This is a genomic window from Meiothermus sp. CFH 77666 (assembly GCF_017497985.1).
Lineage (GTDB): Bacteria > Deinococcota > Deinococci > Deinococcales > Thermaceae > Meiothermus.
Map to the genome: position 1 here is coordinate 45114 of NZ_JAGDFV010000001.1, position 21376 is coordinate 66489.

General features: G+C 61.2%; 20 protein-coding genes. 9 read left to right on the forward strand and 11 right to left on the reverse strand.

Annotated elements, in window-relative coordinates:
- Positions 1-139: 139 nt before the first annotated feature.
- Together J3L12_RS00195 and menC are read right to left on the reverse strand one after the other, a co-directional pair.
- On the reverse strand, positions 140-985 hold the full coding sequence (locus J3L12_RS00195) for a GNAT family N-acetyltransferase (RefSeq protein WP_208013016.1): 846 nt from the start codon (positions 983-985) through the stop codon (positions 140-142).
- 18 nt (positions 986-1003) lie between these two features.
- Positions 1004-2125, reverse strand: coding sequence for an o-succinylbenzoate synthase (menC, locus tag J3L12_RS00200; RefSeq protein ID WP_208013017.1), 1122 nt, complete (start codon positions 2123-2125; stop codon positions 1004-1006).
- Between the two features lie 279 nt (positions 2126-2404).
- On the opposite strand from menC, the gene J3L12_RS00205 reads away from it, so the two are divergent.
- Entirely contained in the window at positions 2405-2956 is a 552-nt protein-coding gene (locus tag J3L12_RS00205) for a Uma2 family endonuclease (protein WP_208013018.1), read from the forward strand.
- Position 2957: 1 nt separating this feature from the next.
- On the opposite strand, the gene serS is transcribed toward J3L12_RS00205, so the two are convergent.
- Both serS and gatC read right to left on the reverse strand, forming a co-directional pair.
- Positions 2958-4229, reverse strand: coding sequence for a serine--tRNA ligase (gene serS, locus J3L12_RS00210; RefSeq protein ID WP_208013019.1), 1272 nt, complete (start codon positions 4227-4229; stop codon positions 2958-2960).
- A gap of 57 nt (positions 4230-4286) precedes the next feature.
- On the reverse strand, positions 4287-4574 hold the full coding sequence (gene gatC, locus J3L12_RS00215) for an Asp-tRNA(Asn)/Glu-tRNA(Gln) amidotransferase subunit GatC (protein ID WP_208013020.1): 288 nt from the start codon (positions 4572-4574) through the stop codon (positions 4287-4289).
- A 268-nt stretch (positions 4575-4842) separates the two neighbouring features.
- Between gatC and J3L12_RS00220 the strand changes: the two genes are divergently transcribed.
- Together J3L12_RS00220 and mnmD are read left to right on the forward strand one after the other, a co-directional pair.
- Positions 4843-6267 carry a pyridoxal-dependent decarboxylase gene (locus J3L12_RS00220; protein WP_208013021.1) on the forward strand — a complete coding sequence of 475 codons (1425 nt, stop codon included), beginning with the start codon at positions 4843-4845 and terminating at the stop codon, positions 6265-6267.
- Positions 6257-6937: a tRNA (5-methylaminomethyl-2-thiouridine)(34)-methyltransferase MnmD gene (gene mnmD, locus J3L12_RS00225; RefSeq protein ID WP_243454772.1), complete on the forward strand. Its 681-nt coding sequence runs from the start codon at positions 6257-6259 to the stop codon at positions 6935-6937. Before J3L12_RS00220 ends, mnmD begins: the two co-directional genes overlap by 11 nt.
- A 2-nt stretch (positions 6938-6939) precedes the next feature.
- Here mnmD and J3L12_RS00230 read toward each other — a convergent pair whose 3' ends face one another.
- The 6 genes from J3L12_RS00230 to J3L12_RS00255 all read right to left on the reverse strand — a co-directional run bounded on the left by J3L12_RS00230 (position 6940) and on the right by J3L12_RS00255 (position 14902).
- Positions 6940-8514: a cation:proton antiporter family protein gene (locus J3L12_RS00230; protein WP_208013022.1), complete on the reverse strand. Its 1575-nt coding sequence runs from the start codon at positions 8512-8514 to the stop codon at positions 6940-6942.
- A gap of 16 nt (positions 8515-8530) precedes the next feature.
- Positions 8531-9013 carry an amino acid ABC transporter permease gene (locus J3L12_RS00235; protein WP_347708810.1) on the reverse strand — a complete coding sequence of 161 codons (483 nt, stop codon included), beginning with the start codon at positions 9011-9013 and terminating at the stop codon, positions 8531-8533.
- A 143-nt stretch (positions 9014-9156) separates the two neighbouring features.
- On the reverse strand, positions 9157-10470 hold the full coding sequence (gene mnmE, locus J3L12_RS00240; RefSeq protein ID WP_208013024.1) for a tRNA uridine-5-carboxymethylaminomethyl(34) synthesis GTPase MnmE: 1314 nt from the start codon (positions 10468-10470) through the stop codon (positions 9157-9159).
- 6 nt (positions 10471-10476) lie between these two features.
- Positions 10477-11136 carry a nucleotidyltransferase domain-containing protein gene (locus tag J3L12_RS00245; RefSeq protein WP_208013025.1) on the reverse strand — a complete coding sequence of 220 codons (660 nt, stop codon included), beginning with the start codon at positions 11134-11136 and terminating at the stop codon, positions 10477-10479.
- Complete coding sequence (locus J3L12_RS00250; RefSeq protein ID WP_208013026.1) at positions 11136-13466, reverse strand: DEAD/DEAH box helicase; 2331 nt, start codon at positions 13464-13466, stop codon at positions 11136-11138. Before J3L12_RS00250 ends, J3L12_RS00245 begins: the two co-directional genes overlap by 1 nt.
- 164 nt (positions 13467-13630) lie before the next feature.
- A complete protein-coding gene (locus J3L12_RS00255; protein WP_347708811.1) occupies positions 13631-14902 on the reverse strand; it encodes an MFS transporter in 1272 nt (423 codons plus the stop codon).
- A 696-nt stretch (positions 14903-15598) separates the two neighbouring features.
- Here J3L12_RS00255 and J3L12_RS00260 point away from each other — a divergent pair.
- The 5 genes from J3L12_RS00260 (at position 15599) to J3L12_RS00280 (ending at position 19324) form a co-directional block, all read left to right on the forward strand.
- Positions 15599-16105 carry a TlpA disulfide reductase family protein gene (locus J3L12_RS00260; RefSeq protein WP_208013027.1) on the forward strand — a complete coding sequence of 169 codons (507 nt, stop codon included), beginning with the start codon at positions 15599-15601 and terminating at the stop codon, positions 16103-16105.
- Positions 16106-16198: 93 nt separating this feature from the next.
- A complete protein-coding gene (locus J3L12_RS00265) occupies positions 16199-16882 on the forward strand; it encodes a DUF2461 domain-containing protein (RefSeq protein WP_208013028.1) in 684 nt (227 codons plus the stop codon).
- 2 nt (positions 16883-16884) lie between these two features.
- Entirely contained in the window at positions 16885-17289 is a 405-nt protein-coding gene (locus tag J3L12_RS00270; RefSeq protein WP_208013029.1) for a M67 family metallopeptidase, read from the forward strand.
- A 31-nt stretch (positions 17290-17320) separates the two neighbouring features.
- The gene (gene moeB, locus J3L12_RS00275) at positions 17321-18121 is read left to right on the forward strand and encodes a molybdopterin-synthase adenylyltransferase MoeB (protein WP_208013030.1); all 801 of its coding nucleotides are present in this window, start codon (positions 17321-17323) and stop codon (positions 18119-18121) included.
- Positions 18122-18181: 60 nt separating this feature from the next.
- Positions 18182-19324 (forward strand): citrate synthase/methylcitrate synthase, encoded by a 1143-nt coding sequence (locus tag J3L12_RS00280; RefSeq protein ID WP_208013031.1) that lies wholly within the window; start codon positions 18182-18184, stop codon positions 19322-19324.
- 195 nt (positions 19325-19519) lie between these two features.
- Here J3L12_RS00280 and J3L12_RS00285 read toward each other — a convergent pair whose 3' ends face one another.
- Positions 19520-20350, reverse strand: coding sequence for a serine/threonine-protein kinase (locus J3L12_RS00285; protein ID WP_208013032.1), 831 nt, complete (start codon positions 20348-20350; stop codon positions 19520-19522).
- A gap of 254 nt (positions 20351-20604) precedes the next feature.
- Between J3L12_RS00285 and J3L12_RS00290 the strand changes: the two genes are divergently transcribed.
- Positions 20605-21348 (forward strand): patatin-like phospholipase family protein, encoded by a 744-nt coding sequence (locus J3L12_RS00290; RefSeq protein ID WP_208013033.1) that lies wholly within the window; start codon positions 20605-20607, stop codon positions 21346-21348.
- The last annotated feature ends 28 nt before the right edge of the window (positions 21349-21376 follow it).

The window sequence follows — 21376 nt, forward strand, 5'->3', positions numbered from 1 at the left end:
CCGGCAGTCCAGATTTCAGGCTCGAGAATCAGGGTTTCCTCCTATGTGCCCAAAGTTGGATGCTCAAGGCCGCAAGTGAAATCCAGTCTATGGACGATGGTCTATTGCCCATAGCCGCGGTAAGGGAGCATACGGGCTTTCAAGGGGTTTCTCGCTCGAGAACATACCGGTTGGGGCCGCGCACAAAATCGGTGGCCTGGTAGCCCTGGGCAAAGTAGTGTTCAAAGACCTCGCGGCTGTGGGCCCGCCAGCGCAGGGCCAGGCCGGGGTCGGTGCTTAGAATCTGGCCCCAGTCTTCGGGAATCTGCACCAGGATTCGCTTTTCGGACAGGTCGAGCCGGAGTTCCACGGGCTCTTGCTGCTCGACCCGGTTGGCCTGGGGCAGGCCTTCCACGCTGGGGGCCGGGGGCGGTGCGTAAATCCGGCTGAACACCCTGGGCGAACGCAGCTCCCAGACCGCATAGGCCCGATCCGAAGGGGCGCCCGCATTGATGCCCCCCATCGGGCCGTAGCAGTTGGGGATGTAGCGGCGGAAGGTGGCACCCAGCTTGCGAAGGTTGAAGTGGGCGTTGAGGCTCCGCAGGGGGTCGAAGGTCCAGACCACCCGCTCGTAGCCTCGGCTCAGGGCCCAGTCGCGCTGGTAACGCTTGAGCAGCAGCCCAATCTGGCTGCCCTGGTACTCCGGCAGCACCCCAGCCATGTGCGAATGGTGGTCGGAAGGGCGGTTGGTGGGGAAGCCGAAAATAAAACCGACAAGCTGCGGGGTGGAGCCCCCAATCCCCCGACCCCTTTCCCCCAGGGGGGAGAAAGGGGTGACGGAAGTTTCGATCCGGTAGGCTCCCGCCAGCAGGGCCCCCTCATGTACCAGGGCCATCAGGGTGCCGGTGCGGATGGTGTCGCTTGGGTCGTTCCAGATGGCCTGCTCGAGCCGAGGTATTAAGGCGATCTCCTCGGGCTCGTGCAGTTCACGAATCAACACATTCATACGGCTATCGGCTAAAAGCTATTTGCTATGCGCGACACTGGAGACATACGCCGTTTTCTCGGTGAGCTTCTGGATAAGGTCCCGCTTCAGCGTCACGCCCAGACCCGGCCCCTGGGGTACGGGCATCAGGCCGTTTTTGGCCTCGAGGGCCTCTTCGATGATGTCCTCCTGCCAGTAGCGGCTGGCACTGCTGGTATCGCCGGGCTTGATGAACATGGGCAGGGTGGCCACGTGAATGTTGGCGGCCCGGCCAATGCCGGCTTCCAGCATTCCGCCCATCCAGACCGGCAGCCCGTAGCTCTGGGTAATGTCGTGCACCTTGCGGCTGGCCAGGATGCCGCCTACCCGGCCCGGCTTGAGGTTGATCACCCGCCCAGCCCCGATTTCCAGGGCCTTGCGGGCGTCCTCGGGCGAGGTGATGGACTCGTCCAGGCAGATCGAGGTGGAGATGGCCGCCTGCAACTTGGCGTGATCCAGGATGTCGTCGAAGGCCAGCGGCTGCTCAATGTAGTCGAGATTGGCGGCGTCCAGGGCTTTGAAGGTGGCGATGTGGTTCAGGCTGTAGGCGGAGTTGGCGTCTACGGTGAGGTTGGCCTCGGGGTAGGCCTCGCGCACGGCCAGCGCTAGCCTGACATCCCAGCCGGGTTTGATTTTGAGCTTGATGCGCTTGTAGCCATCGGCCAGCCCCTTGCCCACCTTCTCGAGGGTGGCCTCGATGCTGGGCTCGATGCCCAGGCTGATGCCCACCGGAATCTCGGTGCGAACGCCTCCCAGCACCTTCCACAGAGGCTGGCCCAGGCTCTTGCACCAGAGGTCCCAGAAGGCCATCTCGAGGGCGGCTTTGGCCATCTTGTTGCCCCGGAAGCTGCTAATCTCGCTCCAGAGCTGCTCGGGGTTGGCCAGGTCTTTGCCCAGCACCTTGGGAATGAGCAGTTCTTCCAAAAGCGCCCAGGCCCCAGGAATGGTCTCCTCGCGGTAGTGCGGGGTGTACTCCATAACCGTTTCGGCGTAGCCCTCGAGGCCCTCGCCGTAAAGCGTCAGGACAACCACGTGGCGCATGGTCTGCACCCCAAAGGAGGTCTCGAAGCGAAACTTGAGCGGCAGGGAGATCAGGCGGAGTTCGGCAGCTTCGATTTTCATGCCCGTATGCTAACCCTCGGGGCGCTAAAATCCCAAGAACCACTCTGGATAGTTGTTACAGATGGATTTCGCGAACCTGCTTTGTGAACGAATACGAGCATTTCATCGGAAAAGGGTGTGGCCTGTGGCTTCCTCACACTACGGTCTGGCCAGCTACGGAGATCTCCAGGCGCTGGTCAGGCTTTTATCTTCGTGTTCTTACCCTTCCCCCCGTGGGAGGGAAAGGGGAAACGAAAAAGCCTGAGGGTGGTATGAGCAGGTCTGCGCTACACTGAAACCATGATCAAACCCAGCGCTCAACTCATGACCATCGAGGAGTACCTCCGCACCGAGCCAGAACGGGAGGTGCGGCACGAGTATGTGCATGGGCACATCTACGCGATGGCCGGAGGGAGCAGCATCCACAACCGAATCTGCGCCAACATTGTGCATCTTTTGGTGGGGCTCAACCTGGCTCATGGTAGGTGCCGCGTCTATCCCAGCGACATGAAACTGCGGGTAGGCGACGAAAAGGTTTACTACCCCGACGCGATGGTCGTATGTCAGGGAGAACTCCCCAACGAGTTCTACGAAACCGAGCCCTGCCTGCTGGTGGAGGTGCTGTCACCCAGTACCAAAGATATTGACCGGCGCGAAAAAGCCGATGTGTACCGCAGCTTGCACAGCCTGCAGACCTACCTGATTGTAGATAGCGAGTCCCGCACGGTGCGCCACTACTGGCGTGAAGCGGGGGAGTGGAGGGTTATGGATTACGTCCAGCAAGGGGACATACCCCTGCCCTGTTTGGAGGGGAGTGTAAGCCTCGAGCAGATCTACCGGGGGGTTTTGTAACTCAGGGGGTAGGCTCGAGCCGCGCCTTGCCGAAATAGGGCTGCACGGCTTTGGGTACGTTCACGGTGCCGTCTTCGTTCTGGTGGTTTTCTAAGAGCATCACCAGGATGCGCGGGGTGGCCAGGGCGGTGTTGTTCAGGGTGTAGGCGTAGCGCACCTTGCCGTGTTCGTCGCGGTAGCGGAGGTTGGCCCGCCGGGCCTGCCAGTCCAGGAGGGCCGAGCAGGAGTGGGTTTCGCGGTAGCGGTTCTCGCTGGGAACCCAGGTCTCCAGGTCTACCTGGCGGTACTTGCCCAGGCCCATATCGCCGGTGGATACCTCGAGCACCCGGTAGGGCAGCTCGAGGGCCTGCAAAATGCCCTCCGAGATGGAAAGCATGGTGTCGAACCACTTGTTCGATTCTTCCAGGTCGGCCTTGCAGAGCACGTACTGCTCGACCTTGTTGAACTGGTGTACGCGCATCAGGCCGCGCACGTCCTTGCCTGCCGAGCCCGCCTCGCTGCGGAAACACGGCGAGAGCGCAGTGTAGGTTTTGGGCAACTCGCTCTCGGGCAGAATCTCGCCGGCGTGCAGGTAGTTGAGCAGCACCTCGGCAGTGCCGGCCAGGAAGGCATCCTCGCCATCTACCGAGTAAACCTGGTCGCGGGCGGTGGGGAACTGGCCGTGCCCGTAAAGCACCTCTTCCTTGGTCAGGCTGGGCACACTCAGGGGGGTAAAGCCGGCCTGAATCATCCGGTCGAGGGCAAAGCGCAGCAGGGCTTGTTCATAGACCATCAGGTCGCCCTTCAGGATGTACGAGCGTGAGCCCGAGACCTTGGCCGCCCGTTCAAAATCGCCCCAGCCGTTTTTCTCGATGAGGGCCACGTGGTCGAGGGGCTCAAATAGAAAGATGCGGGGGTTGCCGTGGACGTGGGTTTCGACATTAAACGAGTCGTCGGGGCCCACCGGCGCACCCTCCCAGGGAATGGTGGGGGTGAGGTAGAGCAGGTTTTTGAGGCGGGCCTCGAGGTCGCGTAGCTGGGGCTCGAGCAGGGCCAACTGCCGCCCAATCTCCCTGCCCTTTTCAATCATGGCCGCGCGCTCTTCGGGCGGGGCCTTGCTGGCGGCTTTGGCGTTGGCGTTGCGCTCGGCCTGGAGCTGCTCCGTTTTTCGCTTGAGCTCCTGCACCTGTGCGTCCAGGGCCAGCAACTCGTCGAGGTCGAGGGTGCCGGCTTTCTTTTCGATGGCCTCGCGGACGATTTGGGGGTTTTCGCGGATAAACTTGATGTCTAGCATAGCGACGCTCAGGGTCGAGGGTGGGGCGCCTGACACCAGACCCCAGGTACTCGACGGTTATTCAATGACCCTAGGTACTTTGAACTGGCCTTCTTCCTGTTCAATGGCTACCGACAGGGCTTCTGACTGACTCAAGGAGGGCTCTATTTCATCGGCCCGCAGGCGGTTGGTAATGGCCACCGGGCGGGCCATCTCCGGTAGGTTTTCGGTATCGAGCTCGCCCAGCTTTTCAAAAAAACCCACAATCGAGCGCAGCTCGCCCTCGAGCTTGGCCTCCTCTTCCGGGGTGAGCGCCAGCCGCGAGAGCTTGCCCAGATTTTTGACCAGTTCTGGAGTAATCTCCATAGGTGCCATTCTAACCCTCCCCCAGGGGGAAGCCAAAAGTGCCTGGTCAAGAACCCAAAACTACAGGCGGGGTGGCAGGGTCAAAGGTTGCCTTTTTGGCTCACAACCAACTTTCAACGATTCACAATAAGCGAGCGGGTAGTCGAAGGCAGGTTGTGGGTCTACATCACCTACCCCCTAACCCCTATCAAAGAAGTCCTATCCGGGTTGTTTCGCCAGGCTCTGCCTTCCAGGGGCCAGGCCCTCGCTTTTGGGGTAGGCTATTTTCATGACGCCGGAAGAGTTCAAGCGCCTGGGATACGAACTGATTGACTTCATCGCCGAGTACCGCACTGGTATCGAGTCTTTGCCGGTAATGGCGCAAGTCCAACCCGGCGCCATCAAAGCCTTGTTTGAGCCTGCACCGCCCCAACAAGGAACGGGTCTCGATGGAATAAAGGAAGACCTGAAGGCGTTGTTTCCCGGCCTGACCCACTGGCAAAGCCCCAACTTTTTTGCCTGGTTTCCTTCCAACGCCCCACTCTCCTCGGTGCTGGCCGATCTGGTTGCCACGGGCCTGGGGCAGACCGGCATCACCTGGCAGGCCAGCCCAGCCCTGACCGAGGTCGAGGAGGTCATGACCGACTGGCTGCGCCAGATGCTGGGCCTGCCCGAGGCGTTTCAGGGGGTGATTCAGGACACCGCCTCCACCGGCACCCTGGTAGCGCTGCTCACCGCCCGCGAATGGGCCACAGGCCAGTCCCAGGATCGGGGCGGTCTCCAGGCCGAGGCCAGGCCCCTCACGGTGTACGTCTCCGACCAGGCCCATAGCTCGGTGCCCAAAGCCGCTTTGCTGGCCGGTTTTGGCCGTGAAAACCTGCGCCTGATCGAAACCGACGAGGCCCATGCCATGCGTCTGGAGGTGCTCGAGGCCACCCTGCAGCGCGACCTGGCGGAAGGCCGCAGGCCCTGTGTGGTGGTTGCTGCTGTGGGTACTACCGCCACCACCGCCATTGACCCGGTGCGAAAAATTGCCGAGTTATGCCGAGAACACGGCATCTGGCTGCACGTGGATGCAGCCATGGCGGGCTCGGCCATGATTCTGCCGGAGTGCCGGTGGATGTGGGATGGCATCGAGCATGCCGACTCCATCGTGATCAACCCCCACAAGTGGCTGGGGGTGGCCATGGACTGCTCGCTCTACTACGTGCGCGAGCCCGAGCACCTGATCCGGGCCATGTCCACCAACCCTTCCTACCTGCACTCGGCTGCCGATGGGCAGGTGAAAAACTACAAAGACTGGGGAATTCCACTGGGGCGGCGCTTTCGGGCCCTTAAGATCTGGTTTGCCCTGCGCGAACTGGGGGTGGAGGGGTTGCAGGCGCGGCTGCGACGCGACCTAGCCAATGCGAAGTGGCTCGAGGCCCAGGTGAAGGCAACCGCCGGCTGGGAGCTGTTGGCCCCGGTGCCCTTGCAGACGGTGTGTGTGCGTTACAACCCAGGGGGTCTGAGCCCGGAGCAGCTCGACCGGCACACCCAGGACTGGGTCGCCCGCCTCAACCGCACGGGTCGGTCTTTCCTGACCCCCGCCCTGCTCAAAGGGCGCTGGATGGCCCGGGTTTCCATCGGGGCAGAGTTCACCGAACGCCCTCATGTGGAGGCGCTATGGGCCCTGATGCAACAAGAGGCCCAGAGGGTGGAAGTTGGCGCCTGACCGTATCCTTTTCTACCAGCCGCTACGAACTGAGGATGGCTCGCCGACGCTGGTGCACCCGGTATTTGGCGAGGCCTACAGTTCCCGGCACGGGGCCTGGATGCAGGCCAACGAGCTATACCTGAAACTGACCCGAACCCACCAACACCCCGCGCCACGCGTGCTGGAAATCGGCTTTGGGCTGGGGGTTAATTTCCGGGCCACGCTGGAAAATTGTGTACAGCGCGGGGTGCCCCTGGAATATCTGAGTTACGAGTTTTTGCCGGTCTCGAGGGAGGTCTTAGCATCCGTAGAGGTTCCCCTTAGCCCCCATGCCCGGCGTGTGTGGGAAGAGGTGCTCACGAATTGGCCCGCCTATCCACAGACTTTTTTGGCCTTGCAGGGGACTTGGGGCCGTCTCGGAATCCACTTTGAAGATGTAATGACGGCGCAATTTCCGCCCCGGTGGGCCAGCGCGGTCTACCTCGACCCCTTTAGCCCCCAGGTGAACCCCGAACCCTGGCAATTCCCCGTGTTGGAGCGGCTTTTGGCTGCCCTGCAACCCGGAGGCTATCTGGCGACCTATTCGGTGGCGGGGCAGGTTCGACGCAACCTCGAGGCTGCAGGATTTCGGGTGGAAAAAGTGCCTGGGGTGGGGAAAAAAGCCTGGACGCGGGCAAAACGTCCGTGAAGCTACTGGACGGAGCTGGCCACTTTGGACGCTTCGGCCTCTTCGATAAGGTTGATGCCCAGCGCCCGCTCGGCCAGGCGTTCGCCGGCCTCGGCGAACGGGTGGGAGATGAGGGTGGCTCCGGCGGCTTCCAGGATGGGGTCTTCCTCGCGGTGGTAGCTGGTAGCGGCGATGATTCCGCTAAAGCGCCGCTGCTTGAGGCCCTGGATGGCCCGCACCTTGGCCTCGAGGTCGGGCAGCGTCAGCAGCACCCCGCGCAGGCCGCTCAAGTCGAGCCGCTCCCACAGCTCGGGGTCTTCGGCGTCGCCGTAGCGCACCAGGCGTTTTTTGGCCCGGTGGGCGTCCAGCTTGCCCTCGTCGGCATCCAGGCCCAGCACCCGGAACCCCTGGCCCTCGAGCATTTTGTAAGCAGCCCCCCCGGTGCGCCCCATTCCCACCACCAGCCACTCGGCCCCCCCCAGGCTGGTAGGCTCGTCGTCGGCGTGGCGGCCTTTTCGCTCAAAGCGCAGCAGGAAAGCCTCGTAGCGCTGAAACAGGCTGTGCACCGAACGATTGAGGGGGGCCGCCAGGGCCAGCGAGACCGCCACCACCAGGCCCACCAGTTGGCCCCAGGACTCCGGTAACAGCCCTCCCTCTACGGCGGCCACGCTGGTAATTAGGGCGAACTCACTGTAGCTCGTGAGGGAAACGCTGGTTACAAAGGCGGTGCGGGCCCGCAAGCCAAAGGCGATAAACAGCGTAAAGAATAGCACGGCCTTGAGCGGGAGCAGCAGCACAAAGCCCAGGGCCAGCGGCAGGCTCGAGGCCCCCGGGAGGCCCATCAGTCCAATCTGAAGGAAAAAAGCCACCAGGAAAGCCTCTTTCAGGCCCCACAGGGTGCGCGACAGCTCGGAGGTTTGTGGGTGTCCCGCCAGAGCGGCGCCGATCAGCAGCGCTCCCAACTCGGGCGAGACCCCCAGGCTCCTGGCCAGGGTGGCCCCCCCCAGCGCCAAGCCAAGGCCGTACAGCAGCAGGAGTTCATCGTGGCCGCTCTTTTCCAGAATCCGGCCCAAGATGGGGCGCAACAAAGGTAGGGCCAGCAACAACAAGGCCCAGGGGGTGGGGTTTTTCACCCCTGCATAGGCCAGCAGGCCCACCGCAACCAAATCCTGCAAGATCAGTATGCCAACTGCCACCCGCCCGTGAAAGGTAGAGAGCTCCCGGCGGTCGTCCAGCAGCTTGACGGCCAGTACCGTACTCGAGAAAGCCAGGCCAATTCCCACAAAAATGGCCGCATTACTGCCCAGGCTCAGCCACAGGGTAATCAGGCCCAGCAGCGAGGCGAACAGCACCAGGTGGATGCCCCCTACCCCCAGCACCTCCAGTCGCACCAGGCTGGCAAAGCGCAGCTTCAGGCCCACCGTGAACAGGAGCAGCAATACGCCCACGTCGGCAATTTCACCCAGGAGCGTGCTGTCCTGGTAGCCGAAGCCCCACAGGGCAAAGCCGGCTCCCAGATAGCCCACCAACGGGGGCAGGCCCAAACGGCTCGCCAGTAGCCCCAGCGCGTAGGCAGCTCCAACCCAGGCCAGCTCCATACCTCAATCATAGGGGCTAGCGCCCGGATTTCTTAGCGGCAAACACCCCAAACGGGGGCTGGCCCAACCGCCGGGCCAGCCGAGGCATCAAGACAAGTTCTTTGTTTTGTAACCAGAGCGCGTCCAGCAGGGCCTGGGCCAGAGGGCCCGCATTGGCGTACCGGCGCAACGGCACCCGGATGGCCTGGCCCTCGGCAGCCAGCAGCACCAACTGTATACCCCCGCCCAGGATGTCCCGCAGGCCGTCCACCGCCTCGATCCGGGTCAGGGGATATTCCTCCCAACGGCCAAAGCTCTGGATGCGCAGGTGCGAGGGGGTGACCTCGAGGCCACTCAGCCAGCCCTCGTCCACCCCCAGAAAAACCATGTAAACCCCCAGCAACCCAAACAGGATCACCGACCAGAGCGGCTCGACCCCCTGGAACCAGGCCGCCACACAAAGCGCCACCAGCACCAGACCCATGGTCATGAGCCCCACGGCTACGAGGTAGGTCTGCACGCTACGCCTGGAGATTATTTTCTGAACCCCGGACATTGGCGCAAGTGTACGGAGGAAGTAGCCTGCATACAAGAGCCCTGAACCCCTGGTAGTTTGCCCGGTTGCTGGCTATCGGCTATAGACCATTGGCCATCGGCTCCCTTTCATTTGCCCACACAAAAGTTCCGGAACACCCGGTCAATCACCTCTTCGGATACATCCTTACCCAGGATTTCCGCAAGGGCATCCAGGGCCATCTCGATGGAAACCCCGGCCAGGTCTTCGGGGGCATCCAGGGCTTCTAGTAAATGGGTTTCGGCCCGGCGCAGGGCCTCCACATGGCGCTCGTTGCTGATCCAGAGTTCGCCCTCGGGGGCCTCTCCCAGGAGTCGGTGGTGGATATGCTGGCGTAAGGCCTCCAGGCCCAGCCCGGTCTGGCTCGAGACCTGCAGAAACTCCGCGTCCGACCAGGCTGCAGGCAGGTCGGCTTTGGTAGCAACCTTCAGGGTGCGCTCCCAGGGCAGGGCTGGTGGATGGGGTAGAGGCTGGCTCTGGTCGGCCAGGTACAGGATCAGGTCGGCCTCCTGGGCAATTTGCAAAGCCCGCTCCACCCCGCTTTTTTCCACGATATCTTCGGTTTCCCGCACACCCGCAGTGTCTATGGCCACAATGGGCACACCAGCAACTTCCAGGGGCGCCTCGAGGTAGTCGCGGGTGGTGCCGGGAATGGGGGTGACGATGGCCCGCTCGTAGCCTAAAAGCGCGTTGAGCAGGCTGGACTTGCCCGCGTTGGGAGCCCCCACCAGGGCGATGCGGGCCCCTCTCTGGGCGATGCGTCCGGCGGGCGCGGTGGCCAGCAGGTGCTGGACTTCCTGCAAAACGGGCTCCAGAGCTGCTTGAATCTGGACTGGCTCCACGCCTTCCTCGGGGTAGTCCAGCCAGGCCTGGATGTGGGCCAGCAGGGTGATGAGCTGTTCGGAAAGGTTCGCTATCTTTTGCGACAGGCCCGCGCTCAGACCCCGTAGGGCCTGCCGCCGGGCTGCGTCCGATTCGGCCTCCACCAGACTCAGCACCGCCTCGGCCTGGGCCAGATCCATCTTGCCGTTCAGGTAGGCCCGCAGGGTGAACTCGCCGGGCTGGGCTGGACGGGCCCCCAGTTCGAACAGGGTCTGCAAAACCCGGCGCAGCACAGCCGGGGAGCCGTGGGTGTGCAGCTCGGCGCTGTCCTGGCCGGTGTAGGAATGGGGTTGGCGAAAAACCAGCAAAAGCGCCTCGTCCAGGATTTCCTGTGTGCTGGGGTCGCGGATTTTTCCATGAGTGAAGCGCCCGCCCCTAAGCTTGCAGGGGTTTTTGCCTTGCCAGAGCCTCGAGACCAGCTCCAGGCTGCCGTTGCCCGAGACTCGCACGATGCCCACCGCACCCTTGCCGGGGGGGGTGGCGATGGCGGCAATCACGTCGTTCAGTGAAGGCAGGCCCACAAGGTTCTAGTGTATTCGCGGCAGAATCCAGTCAATGAGGGTCAGGGCAGTTTTGCTGCGGGTCAGGGGGTCGGCCCCAAAGAGGCCGTTCATCAGCTCGAAGTGGGGGAGGGGGGCCTCGAGCCGGGTGATGTGGGCAAACACGGCTCCGGCAGGGGGCATGGGCTTCTGGTTGGCGGCCCACAGGCCCTCCAGAATCTTCCAGCTCTGGGTGCTGGCCAGGTAGCCCATCTTGAGCTGGGCCTGTTCGTCTAGCGCCGTCTGGAGCTTGCGCCGGGCACTTTCCAGCCAGTAAGCCAGGGCTTTGCGTTCGGCTTCGGGCATCTGGTAGGCGTCGAAAAGCTGCTGGGCCTCGAGCCGCAACTCGGCCAGCTTGCCCTCGGGGTCATGGAGGATTTTGCCGTCCAGATGGCTATAGAGTTCCATTGGGTTGCGACGCAGCTTGTCGCGGGCCTGCACCAGGTTGCGAAAGTGCAGTTCAATCAAATACCCCTGCTGCGCCTCGCTGCGGAATTTGCGTTCGTTGACCCCGCTCAAAAGCACCCAGAAGTCCACGTCGGAGCCGGCGGTGGCATCGCCCCGGGCGCGGGAGCCGGTGAGCAGAACCCCCATCACCTTGGGGTCGGTCTTGAGTTGCTCTACAACCTGGGCAATCACGTGTTCCATCAGTTGGGCTTTCCGGAGCTGTAGCGGCTGCTAAGTGCTTCGGCCAGCATCCTTGCGGTGGGCTTGTCGAGATACTGGTTGCCGTTGCCGCACTTGGGCGACAGGATGCAGCGTGGACAACCTTCCTCGCAAGGGCAGCCCTGTAGCAGATCGCGGGCAGCGGCCACCCAACGGGGGAACTGCCGCGCCGCCGCTCGAGCATACCCTACCCCGCCCGGGTAGCCATCGTAAATGAAGATAGTCGGGCCACTGCCGGAAGGGAGGGGCCTGGGGTAGAAGGGATACGAGACCCCTCCAATATCCTGCCGCTCGGCCAGCACAAACAGGGGGAGCAAGCCAATCAGGGTGTGCTCGAGGGCGTGGATGGCCGAGGGCACCTGGGCTTCGGTGAGGAAGGTGGGGTCGGGCCAGCGGGGTTCCACGTGACCATCGGTTTCCAGGGTGGGGAGTACCGCAAGACCCTCGCAGGGGTGGAACCAGACCGCCTCGGTCTGGAAGCTGAGTTCGGGCATCAGGAGGGCCACCTCGTCCAGCACCGTCTCGCTCACGAAGCGCTTTTTCACATAGCCCGTGACCCGCTCCCGCAGCACCACCGGCCCCACCCAGATCCCGCTCAGGATTTCCTCTCCCTGCAACACCTCAACCTCGGTCTCGGCCCTGGGCTGGGTGTAGTAGTCCTCGAGGCCCGGCAGCAGCACAATCTCCCGCTTCTCGGGGTCGAGGTTGCGCACCAGATAACTCTCGCCCTGGTGCAGGTACACCGCCCCTGGGTGGGCCTCCCAGTAGGCCTGTCGCTCGTCCAGGGTGCCCAGCAGCTTGCCGGTGTTGTCGCGCAGGCTGAAGCTTCGGCCCAGCCCGCGCAGAACCAAGTCCTGGTGCGGGGAGCGCTTGGGCGTGTAAAGCCGCCCGTATTTCTCCACCAGTGGGGGCTGGATGTTGAGCCAGGGTTTGTACATGGGGTCAAGCCTTACAGGCTCCGAACCCTCGGCCCCAGACCCTGGACTGGCTGCCCCAGGGAGCGGTATGGGCAATTCCCGCGCCGCACAGTGGGCATGCAGAGGATACAGAACCGGGTTATCTGGGTCGGCAATGGCCGATTCGGGGGGGCTTTTGAGCAGCAGGTCGGGGTGCTGCTCGAAGTAGGCATCCAGGGGGTCTTCGCGGGGTATCCACAGCACCAGCGCCCGCCGCCCGGAGCGCCCGGCCCGCCCGGCGCGTTGCCAGAAGGAGCTCACCGAGCCTGGATAGCCCAGCAAAATCACTGCGTCCAGGCCGCCAATATCCACCCCCAGCTCGAGGGCACTCGTACTGACCAGCACCCGCACCGTACCCTCCTGCAAGGCCTGCTCCAGCTTTCTTCGCTCCGCCGCCGTGTAGCCCGCCCGGTAGGGCCGCACCTGCTCGTTGGCGGCGTAGCGGGCTACCAGCTCGGCGGTGCGGCGGGCGTTGGTAAAGATCAGGGTGCGCAGGCCCTGTTCGGCCGCATGACGGGCCAGCAGGGCGGCCTCGAGGTTCGGGCTGCGGCGGTGTTTGCCCTCCTTATCGAGGGCCTTGGGAATCCAGACGCCAAACTCCCGCTCGGCCCTCGAGGGGTTGGCGTTGATTGCATGGAAGTTTAGCCCCGTCAGGCTGTGGGCGTGTTCGGCAGGGTTGGCAATGGTGGCGCTCGCCGCAATCACCTGGGGGGTGGCTCCATAGTGCCAGGCCAGCCGAATGAGCCGCTGCAAAATTAGCGCCGCATGGGTGCCAAACACGCCGCGATAGGCATGGAGTTCGTCCACCACAATGTAATGCAGTTGCGACAAAAACCCGGCCCAGTCGCTGTGGCGGGGCAGCAGACCGAAGTGCAGCATGTCGGGGTTGGTGAGCAGGGCCCGGCCTTTTTCCCTGGCTGTTTTGCGCTCACTATCGGAGGTATCGCCGTCGTAGGTGTAAATGCGATCCTTCACCCCCAGGGGTTCGGCCATCTGCCGCAGTCGCCCCAGTTGGTCGTGAGCCAGGGCCTTGGTGGGGTAGAGCAGCAGGGCAGTTTTGCCCTCGAGCGCCGCCTTGAGCACGGGCACCTGGAAGACCAGGCTCTTGCCCGAAGCCGTGGAGGTAGCCAGCACCACATGCTGACCACTCTGCAAATGCTCGAGCGCTTCGGCCTGGTAGCTGTAGGGCTGTATTCCCAGGGCCATCAGCACGCCGGAGAAGATACCGCTGTAATCTGCGCTCCCAGGCGGCCTTGCCGGCAGCACCCGCACGAAACCAAGCTGGCCCGCATAGCCTTCGGTGTCGCGCAGCCAATCGGCGTAGGAGTTGTAGGGCAACAGTTCTTTGGGTAACATTGGTTCTCAGCGCCGCACCGTGGCGGTTGGATCCTGCCGTTCAAAGCATAGATTTTCCGGGCAGGCAGGTTTCTGGATGGCTCTGATGGGGATTGCACCTCGCACCCACATTGTTCGGAAGTATAGCCGAACAACCCTATGAGTTTGGCGTTGAAATTTGCGGGTCACCTATAGCTTCCGGGCCTCTGCTCCCGCACCTGAATCATCGTATAAATGGGAATTAGCACCAGCAACGCGCCAAAAAACCCCAGCATCCGCAGGTCAAACCCCTCTACGATGAGCCCTCCAAGGAGGGGCAGGGTCATGCCCGCCGCATTCGACCACAGCTCGAGCACCCCAATAGCCTGCCCCCGCCGGGTGGGTGGGGTGACATCCGTCAACACCGTATTGGAACCCAGAAAAGCCCCCGACCAGCCCAGGCCCACCAGAAAGGTTCCGCTGGTAATGACCCAGTACCCCTCGCCCAGCCCCACCAGCAGCGCCCCCAGACCCGCCACCACCAGCCCTGCCAGGATCACCGGCTTGCGCCCAATCCGGTCGGTCAGCCGGCCAATGGGCCAGGAAAAGGCAAACATCCCCATCACATGCAGCGCCACTGAAAAGGAAATCTGCGAGAGGCTACAGTCCAGCGCCTTGAGGGCCAGGGCGGTCATGGCCATCATCATGACCATCTGCCCCTGCACCGCTACCGCAGACAGAATGGCCGCCACCCGCACACGGGAGAGGTCGCTTGGCTCGAGCAGGTTGGGGTTGGAACCGGCTCTCTCAAGGGCCCAGGCGGGGTAATACTTTTCCAGCTCGAGGGCCATCTGCTTCGGGTCGGGGCGGATGCTCCAAACCAGCCAGAAGCAGGGCAGTATGAGCAGCGGAACCAGCAACCAGGCCAGGGCAATTTCATTCATGCCCAGGATTTTCCCCAACCGTTCTGCCAGCGCGACCAGGAGCGGGGAAATACCCGAGCCAAACAGCGAGCCCATCGCCACCAGACTGATGCCTTCACCGCGCCGGCTGGGTGGGTACATATCAGCCGCCGCCACGCGCATCTGCTGTACGGCCCCCACCCCACTGCCAAAGGTGAGCGCCCCAACACAAAATAGGGCAAACGAACCCAGGAGGGTGGCCATGCCGATAATCAGAGCCCCCACCAGCGCCAGCCACAGCCCCAGATACATCCCTGCCTTGCGCCCCCGCTGGTCGGTGAGCCGACCCACAAAATAGGCTGTCATCATGCGTGACAACCCCATAATGCTGGTTGCCACCCCGGCAAAGGCCGCATTGCCCAGCAACATGACCACCTGAATTGCGCCAAAGGTGGGTACTAGCTGCATCCCTGCGCCATTGATGGCCTGGGCCATGGCCAACAGCCAGGTGTTTTTCCTGACCAGGGGTGGAATCGGCACTTCGGAATGAGCTTGACTGCTGGGCTGCGCGGACACAAGCGCAGTATACGCTTGGTTTTCTGGCTGCACATTCTAAGTACATCGTCGTAGAGATGTCCGTACACCTCCGGGTTTCCGGGAGGGATTGACATAGAGCCCCCTCCCTACCACGTAGGGAGGGTGGGGGAGGGTATTGGGTAAGGCCCCCAACCAACCAGGTTACGCAAAGTCGCTGCTCAGCAACCCCACCTAACCTCCCCTACACGGTAGGGGAGGAACGAAAAGGTTTCTGCTACGGCTTTTGCAAGAGCGTACTGCATAGTTCGTGCTGCAATGGACACTTTGTACGGGTATTTATACGACTGTGCATTAAGTACCTCTCGCCCATGTTTTGGATAATGGCATGATCGAAAATCATTCGGGTATTGCGCCCGGTGAATGATTTTCTAGTGGTCTGGTAAGTAAATTTCTGTGTCATTCCGAACGTAGCGAAGCGAAGTGAGGAATCTGATGCACCTCAATCCACAGTTTTCACAATACCCGTGCAGCACGAGATTCCTCGTTGCACTGTGTGCGCCTCGGAATGACAACATGCAGTCAAGTGCAGAAGTTGGGTTCATTGAAGGCATCCCAAATTCTTTGTTACCAGACCACTAGCGTGGCCTGGATTCATCTCTAAACCTTATACAGGCGCAACTTAACTTCGGAGATTGCGAACATTTGGGGTGGGTGAACCCTGCTAAACTTGACGGGATGGAAGCTACACCCAAGAAACTATCCCCCACATTGCAACTGGGTTTTGTGGGGCTTATTGTGATCGGCCTGATTGTGCTTGCTTTGCTCTCGTCGCCGCCCCAGCGAGCGGGAGACTTGCCACAGGCCCGGTTGGTTCGGTTGGACGGTAGCAGCGTGTTGTTGCAAAGTGGCAAGCCCACCGTGCTGACCGTATGGGCCACCTGGTGCAGCTACTGCCAGCGTCAGCTGCCAGAGTTCGAGGCGATAGCTCGCCAGCGCACCGATGTGCAATTCGCTTTTGTAAACGATGGGGAGCCCGCCCAGTTGGTGCGACAGTTTCACGATACCCGGGGCTTCTCCAGTGCCGTGGTGTACCAGGACGCCCTTCGTACGGTTTCCAGTTCGCTACGGGTGAACGGCTACCCCTCTAACTTTTTCTATAACTCCAGGGGCAAGCTGGTGGGCGAAGTGCGAGGTTACATGAGCCCGGAGCAACTCCAGGCGGCTCTGGCGCAACTCAACTAGACGATTAGAGGCCAGAATGGAGCTTCGTGCTGCGAACTCCCAAATCTGCAGCTTCTAACAATTTTGCATCGAGCCGGGCGGTAGTGTTGGCTGATGTCTTGTGTGCTATCTAACAAACAGACTTACTTTACGCCGGAACTTTTTCAATTCCTGATAGAGTTACGCTTCAACAACCACCGTGCCTGGTTTCAGGCCAACAAACACCGCTACGATGCCCTGGTTCGCCAGCCATTTTTACGCTTTATCGAAGATTTCGCCCCCCGCCTGGGGCGTATCAGCCCCGATTATGTGGCCAGCCCCCGCAGCCTTTTCCGCATCCACCGCGATACCCGCTACAGCGCCAACAAAGCGCCCTACAAGACCCATGCTGCCGCACAGTTTCGTCACCAGTTGGGCCAGGACGTCCACATGCCAGGATTTTACATTCACCTCGAGCCCGACAACTGCTTCCTGGGGGCCGGGATGTGGATGCCCGAACCGGAAAACCTCCGGCGCATCCGGGCCGCCATTGCCCGACAAGACCCGCGTTGGCTAAGGCTACGCAAGAAATTCGAACTGGATGGGGAGGGTAAACTTGTCCGCCCACCCAGGGGGTATAGCCCAGACCACCCCCTGATTGAAGACCTCAAACAGCGCAGTTTTACGGTTTCATACGGCCTCTCAGAGGAAGAGGTGGTTTCAGCGCATTTGCCCGATACGGTGGAGAAGGTATTTCGCAAGCTGCTGCCGCTCAACCAGTTCTTGAGCGAGGTGTTGTTGCTGGAGATAGGGGAGTAAGCATGCTGCGGGTTCCACTGGACTGCCTCGAGCAAACCCTGCGCCACCTCCGGGCCGTGTTGCCCTACGAAGGGGTGGGGCTCTGGGTAGGCAAGCAGGGCCTGGTAAGGCAGGTCTGGCCGCTGGAAAATGTTCATGCTAATCCCCAAAAACGCTACGAGGCCGATCCACAGGCCCTAATTGAGTTGCTGCGGCGGATCGAGAGTGAGGGCCTCGAGCTTCTGGCCATTTACCATTCACACCCCACCGGCCCAGCCCGGCCCAGCGAAACTGACTGCTCGCAAGCCTTTTGGCGGGTTTCCTACGTAATCTTCGACATGCAGACCGGTGAAGCACGGGCCTACCGCTTGCCCGAAGGTGACGAGGTTGCCATGCAACTCGAGGGGGCTATGGGATATAAGTATTGAGCTTCAGGGTTCAGGCTTTCCCAGGATGCTTATGTGGACGAAAGAGGAACTGGATCGCTATGCCCGGCACATTGTGCTGCCTGGAGTGGGAGGGGCGGGTCAGGCCAGGCTGAAACAAAGTTCTGTGCTGGTGGTGGGGGCCGGTGGCTTGGGTTCGCCGGTTCTGATGTACCTGGCGGCTGCCGGGGTGGGCCGCATCGGCATTGTGGAAATGGACGTCGTAGACCTCTCCAACCTCCAGCGGCAGGTGTTGTTCGATACCCAAACCCTGGGGCAACCCAAAGCCGATGTGGCCAAAGTTCGTTTGAACAGCCTCAACCCGCACGTCCAGGTGGAGACCTACCCCCTCAAACTGGATTCGCACAACGCTCTTTCGGTTCTGGAGCCCTACGACCTGGTAATTGATTGCACCGACAACCTTCCGACCCGCTACCTGGTAAACGATGCGTGTGTATTGCTCGATAAACCATTGGTGTACGGTGCTATACATCAGTTTGAAGGCCAGCTTTCGGTTTTTCACTACCGGGGCGGGCCTTGTTATCGCTGTTTGTATCCGGAGCCGCCCAAACCCGGAACCGTTCCGAGCTGCGCTGAGGCAGGGGTTTTTGGCGTTTTGCCGGGGGTTATCGGCAGCCTGATGGCTGCTGAAGCGCTCAAGACTCTGCTGGGACAGGGCGAAACCCTTGCAGGCCTGCTGCTGATTTACGATGGCCTGCAGGCGCACTTCCGAAGTATCCGCTTTCCCCGGCGCGCCGACTGCCCCGTTTGTGGTGACCAGCCCAGTGTAACTACACTGCAAGATTATGAGCTCTTCTGCGGTATTTCGGTGTAGGAACACGATAGAATACACAGGCTGAAGCCGACATCGGTCGGAAGAGTTAGAGGAGAAACCATGAGCGCAACTGTAACCATTGCCAGAGGCCTGGAAGATGTAATTTTCACCGAAAGCAGCCTGTGCTTCATAGATGGAGACCAGGGCCGTCTGTACTATGCCGGATACAAAATTCAGGACCTCGCCGAGCACGCTACCTTCGAGGAAGTGACCTACCTATTGCTGCACGGCCACCTGCCCAACAGGGCTGAGCTAAAAGCGTTCAGCGCCAAGCTGGCCTCCCTGCGGGCGCTGCCCCCCTCGATCATCAAACAGATCAAGCAGTTCCCCCGCAACGCCCACCCCATGTCCATGCTCCGTACGGCGGTCAGTGAGCTGGGCATGGTGGACGAGACCGAGGGGGATGTCTCTCCCGAGGCGCTCTACCAGAAATCGCTCTCGCTGATTGCCAAGTTTGCCACCATTGTGGCCGCTACCAAGCGCCACCGCGAGGGGCAGAAGATTCTTTCTCCCCGCAAGGGTTTATCCCATGCAGCCAATTTCCTCTACATGTCGAACGGCAAGGTGCCCAGTAAAGAGGAAACCAAGCTGATGGATGTGGCCCTGATTTTGCAGGCTGAGCACGGCTTCAATGCTTCCACCTTTACCGCCATTGCTGCCTATTCCACCCAGGCCGACATCTACAGTGCTATTGTGGCCGCCATCGGCGCACTCAAAGGCCCCCGTCACGGAGGGGCCAACGAGGCGGTGATGAAAATGATCGCCGAGGTGGGTTCGCCCGAGAACGTGACTTCATGGTTGGCCGATCTGCAAGCCAAAAAAGGCCGGGTGATGGGCATGGGCCACCGCGTCTACAAATCCTACGACCCCAGGGCCGGTGTGCTTGACAAGTACGCGGGTGAAGTAGCCGCCAAGCAAGGTCACAGTAAGGAATATGCCATCCTGAAAGAAATTGAGCGGCAGGCTGGAGCCATCTACAACCCTAAGGGTATCTACCCCAATGTGGACTTCTACTCCGGGGTGGTCTACTCCGACCTAGGCTATCCCCTCGAGTTCTTCACGCCAATCTTTGCGGTGGCCCGCATCTCGGGCTGGTGTGCGCACATCCTCGAGTACACCAAGGTTGACAACCGCCTGCTGCGCCCCGACTCGCACTACACGGGAAAAATAGATTTGCCCTATGTGCCGTTGTCCAAGCGCTAGAGCGCTCTTCACAGATTTAGAGCCATCCGGGTATCGGAAAGCATTATCCTGAACAGAACAGTGGCCGCCTGGAAACTCGAAACCCAAGCACCCGTGGACCGAGCTCGGCCCACGCTTGGGCGCGTAACCTGCGTCTGGATCCAGCCGCATTCTGGTTTTCGTGGGCGGCCACGTTTGTGTAGGGCCCGATAACCTTCAGCCAACCCTTTGGGAAGCTTGTGTGAGGCCAATGGCTTCAAAGTCGCGCAGGGCTTCTATAGCGTTGGCATAGCGCCTGGTCACGTCTTTAGCAATAAGCCGGTCTACGTATGCCTGTAGCTCTGCCGTGACGATCAAGCCGGTATCGGGAGCGGCTACCAGAGGTGGAGGGGGCAGGTTGAGGTGGGCATTCATAACCTCCACTGGCTCGCCTGCAAACGGCAATTCGCCCGCAATGGCCCAGTAGAGCAAAATACCCGCCGAATACACGTCCGAGGCGGTGGTGGGGGACTGCCCTCGGATTTGCTCGGGGGCAATATAGGCAATGGTTCCCAGGCGAACCTTCTGGCTAAAACGCTCGCTCTGTGGCCCGGAAAGGTCGAAATCCACCAAACGCGCTTCGCCGGTGCCGTCCACAACCAGATTGTCCGGCTTTACGTCGCGGTGCACCAGGTTCTGGCTGTGCATGTGCGCGAGGGCCTCGAGGAGGTGTCTAAACACCCCCAGTACCTTATCAGGGTGGTCTTTGCGCCACTCAGAAAGCCGGCTGCCTGGGGCGTAAGCCAGCAAAACGGCGGGATTCTCGATGCCATCGTGGGGTACGCTCAGGCGTGCAAGCACGGGGTTGATGTGGGGGTGTTTGAGCTGTCCACCCACCTTCCATTCACGATCGGCCCGTCCCTCAAAACCTTGGGGAAACACCTTCAATGCATAGGGGGTACCGTGTACATCAAAAGCCAAATACACCGTCGCCAAAGCCCCGCGGGCAATCGGTCGGATGACCTTATATCGGCCCTCCAGGGTGATTCCGGCTAACCCCACATGCATCACTATACCGATTTTTTCGCCACCCCTCGGGGCAATTCAGCAATTCCATGAGATACCGGCCTTACAGCCTATTGCGCTCTTCGTAGAGCACTGCCCAACCAGGCGGCCAATGTTCTGTCCAGCGCAAAGGATTCTTAATCTCGGATGGCTCGACTTTTGTGAAGGGCGCTCTATTGCTGGCGACTTGGGTACGGAGGGTTTGGCTCGGTTTAGAATTGTGTTGGCTTAGCAACTTATGCCATGGAGGTTGCTACGTGCGCGGTCTAGTGTTGTCGGGTGGAGGGGCCAGGGGGTTAGCCCACATTGGGGTGCTGGAGGTGCTCGAGGCCCAGGGGTTCGAGGCCGAGGTGGTAGCCGGAACCAGTATGGGTGGGGTGGTAGGGGCTTTGTATGCCTCGGGCAAGAAGCCTGCTGAAATCCTCGAGATTTCCCGCTCAACCCCCTGGTTGCGCTTGCTGGACTTGGTGCCCAGGCCTGGACTCATCTCCCAGCGCGGGTTGCGCGACTTTCTGGCGAAACACCTGCCCCCTCGCTTCGAACAACTTTCCAAAAAACTGGTGGTAACGGCGGTGGACCTCGAGGCTGGCAAGCTGGCCTATTTTTCGGAGGGCGATCTGCCGGGAGCGGTGCTGGCCTCTGCGGCCTACCCAGGGCTGGTAGCGCCCGTACTTTATGAAGGCCGAACCTATGTGGATGGAGGTGTGCTCGACAACCTGCCGGTCGACGCCGCTCGTTTCATGCGGGCCAAGTATGTCCTGGCAGTGGACGTAACCCCCGAGATGCGACTGCCAGGGGTTCCCCGTTCCTCCATTGGACAGGTGCGCCGGGCCATAGACATCATGCAAAACCACCTGACCGCCGCAAGGCGTTCGCTTTACCCCCCCGAACTCTACATACGCCCCGAACTTCCAGGGGTTGGAATCGAGCAATTCGGTCGTCTGGAAGAAATTGTCGAGGCAGGGCGCAAGGCCGCATCGCAGGCCCAGCTAAGATTTTAGCCAGGTTTTCCAGTGCCAATATTCACGC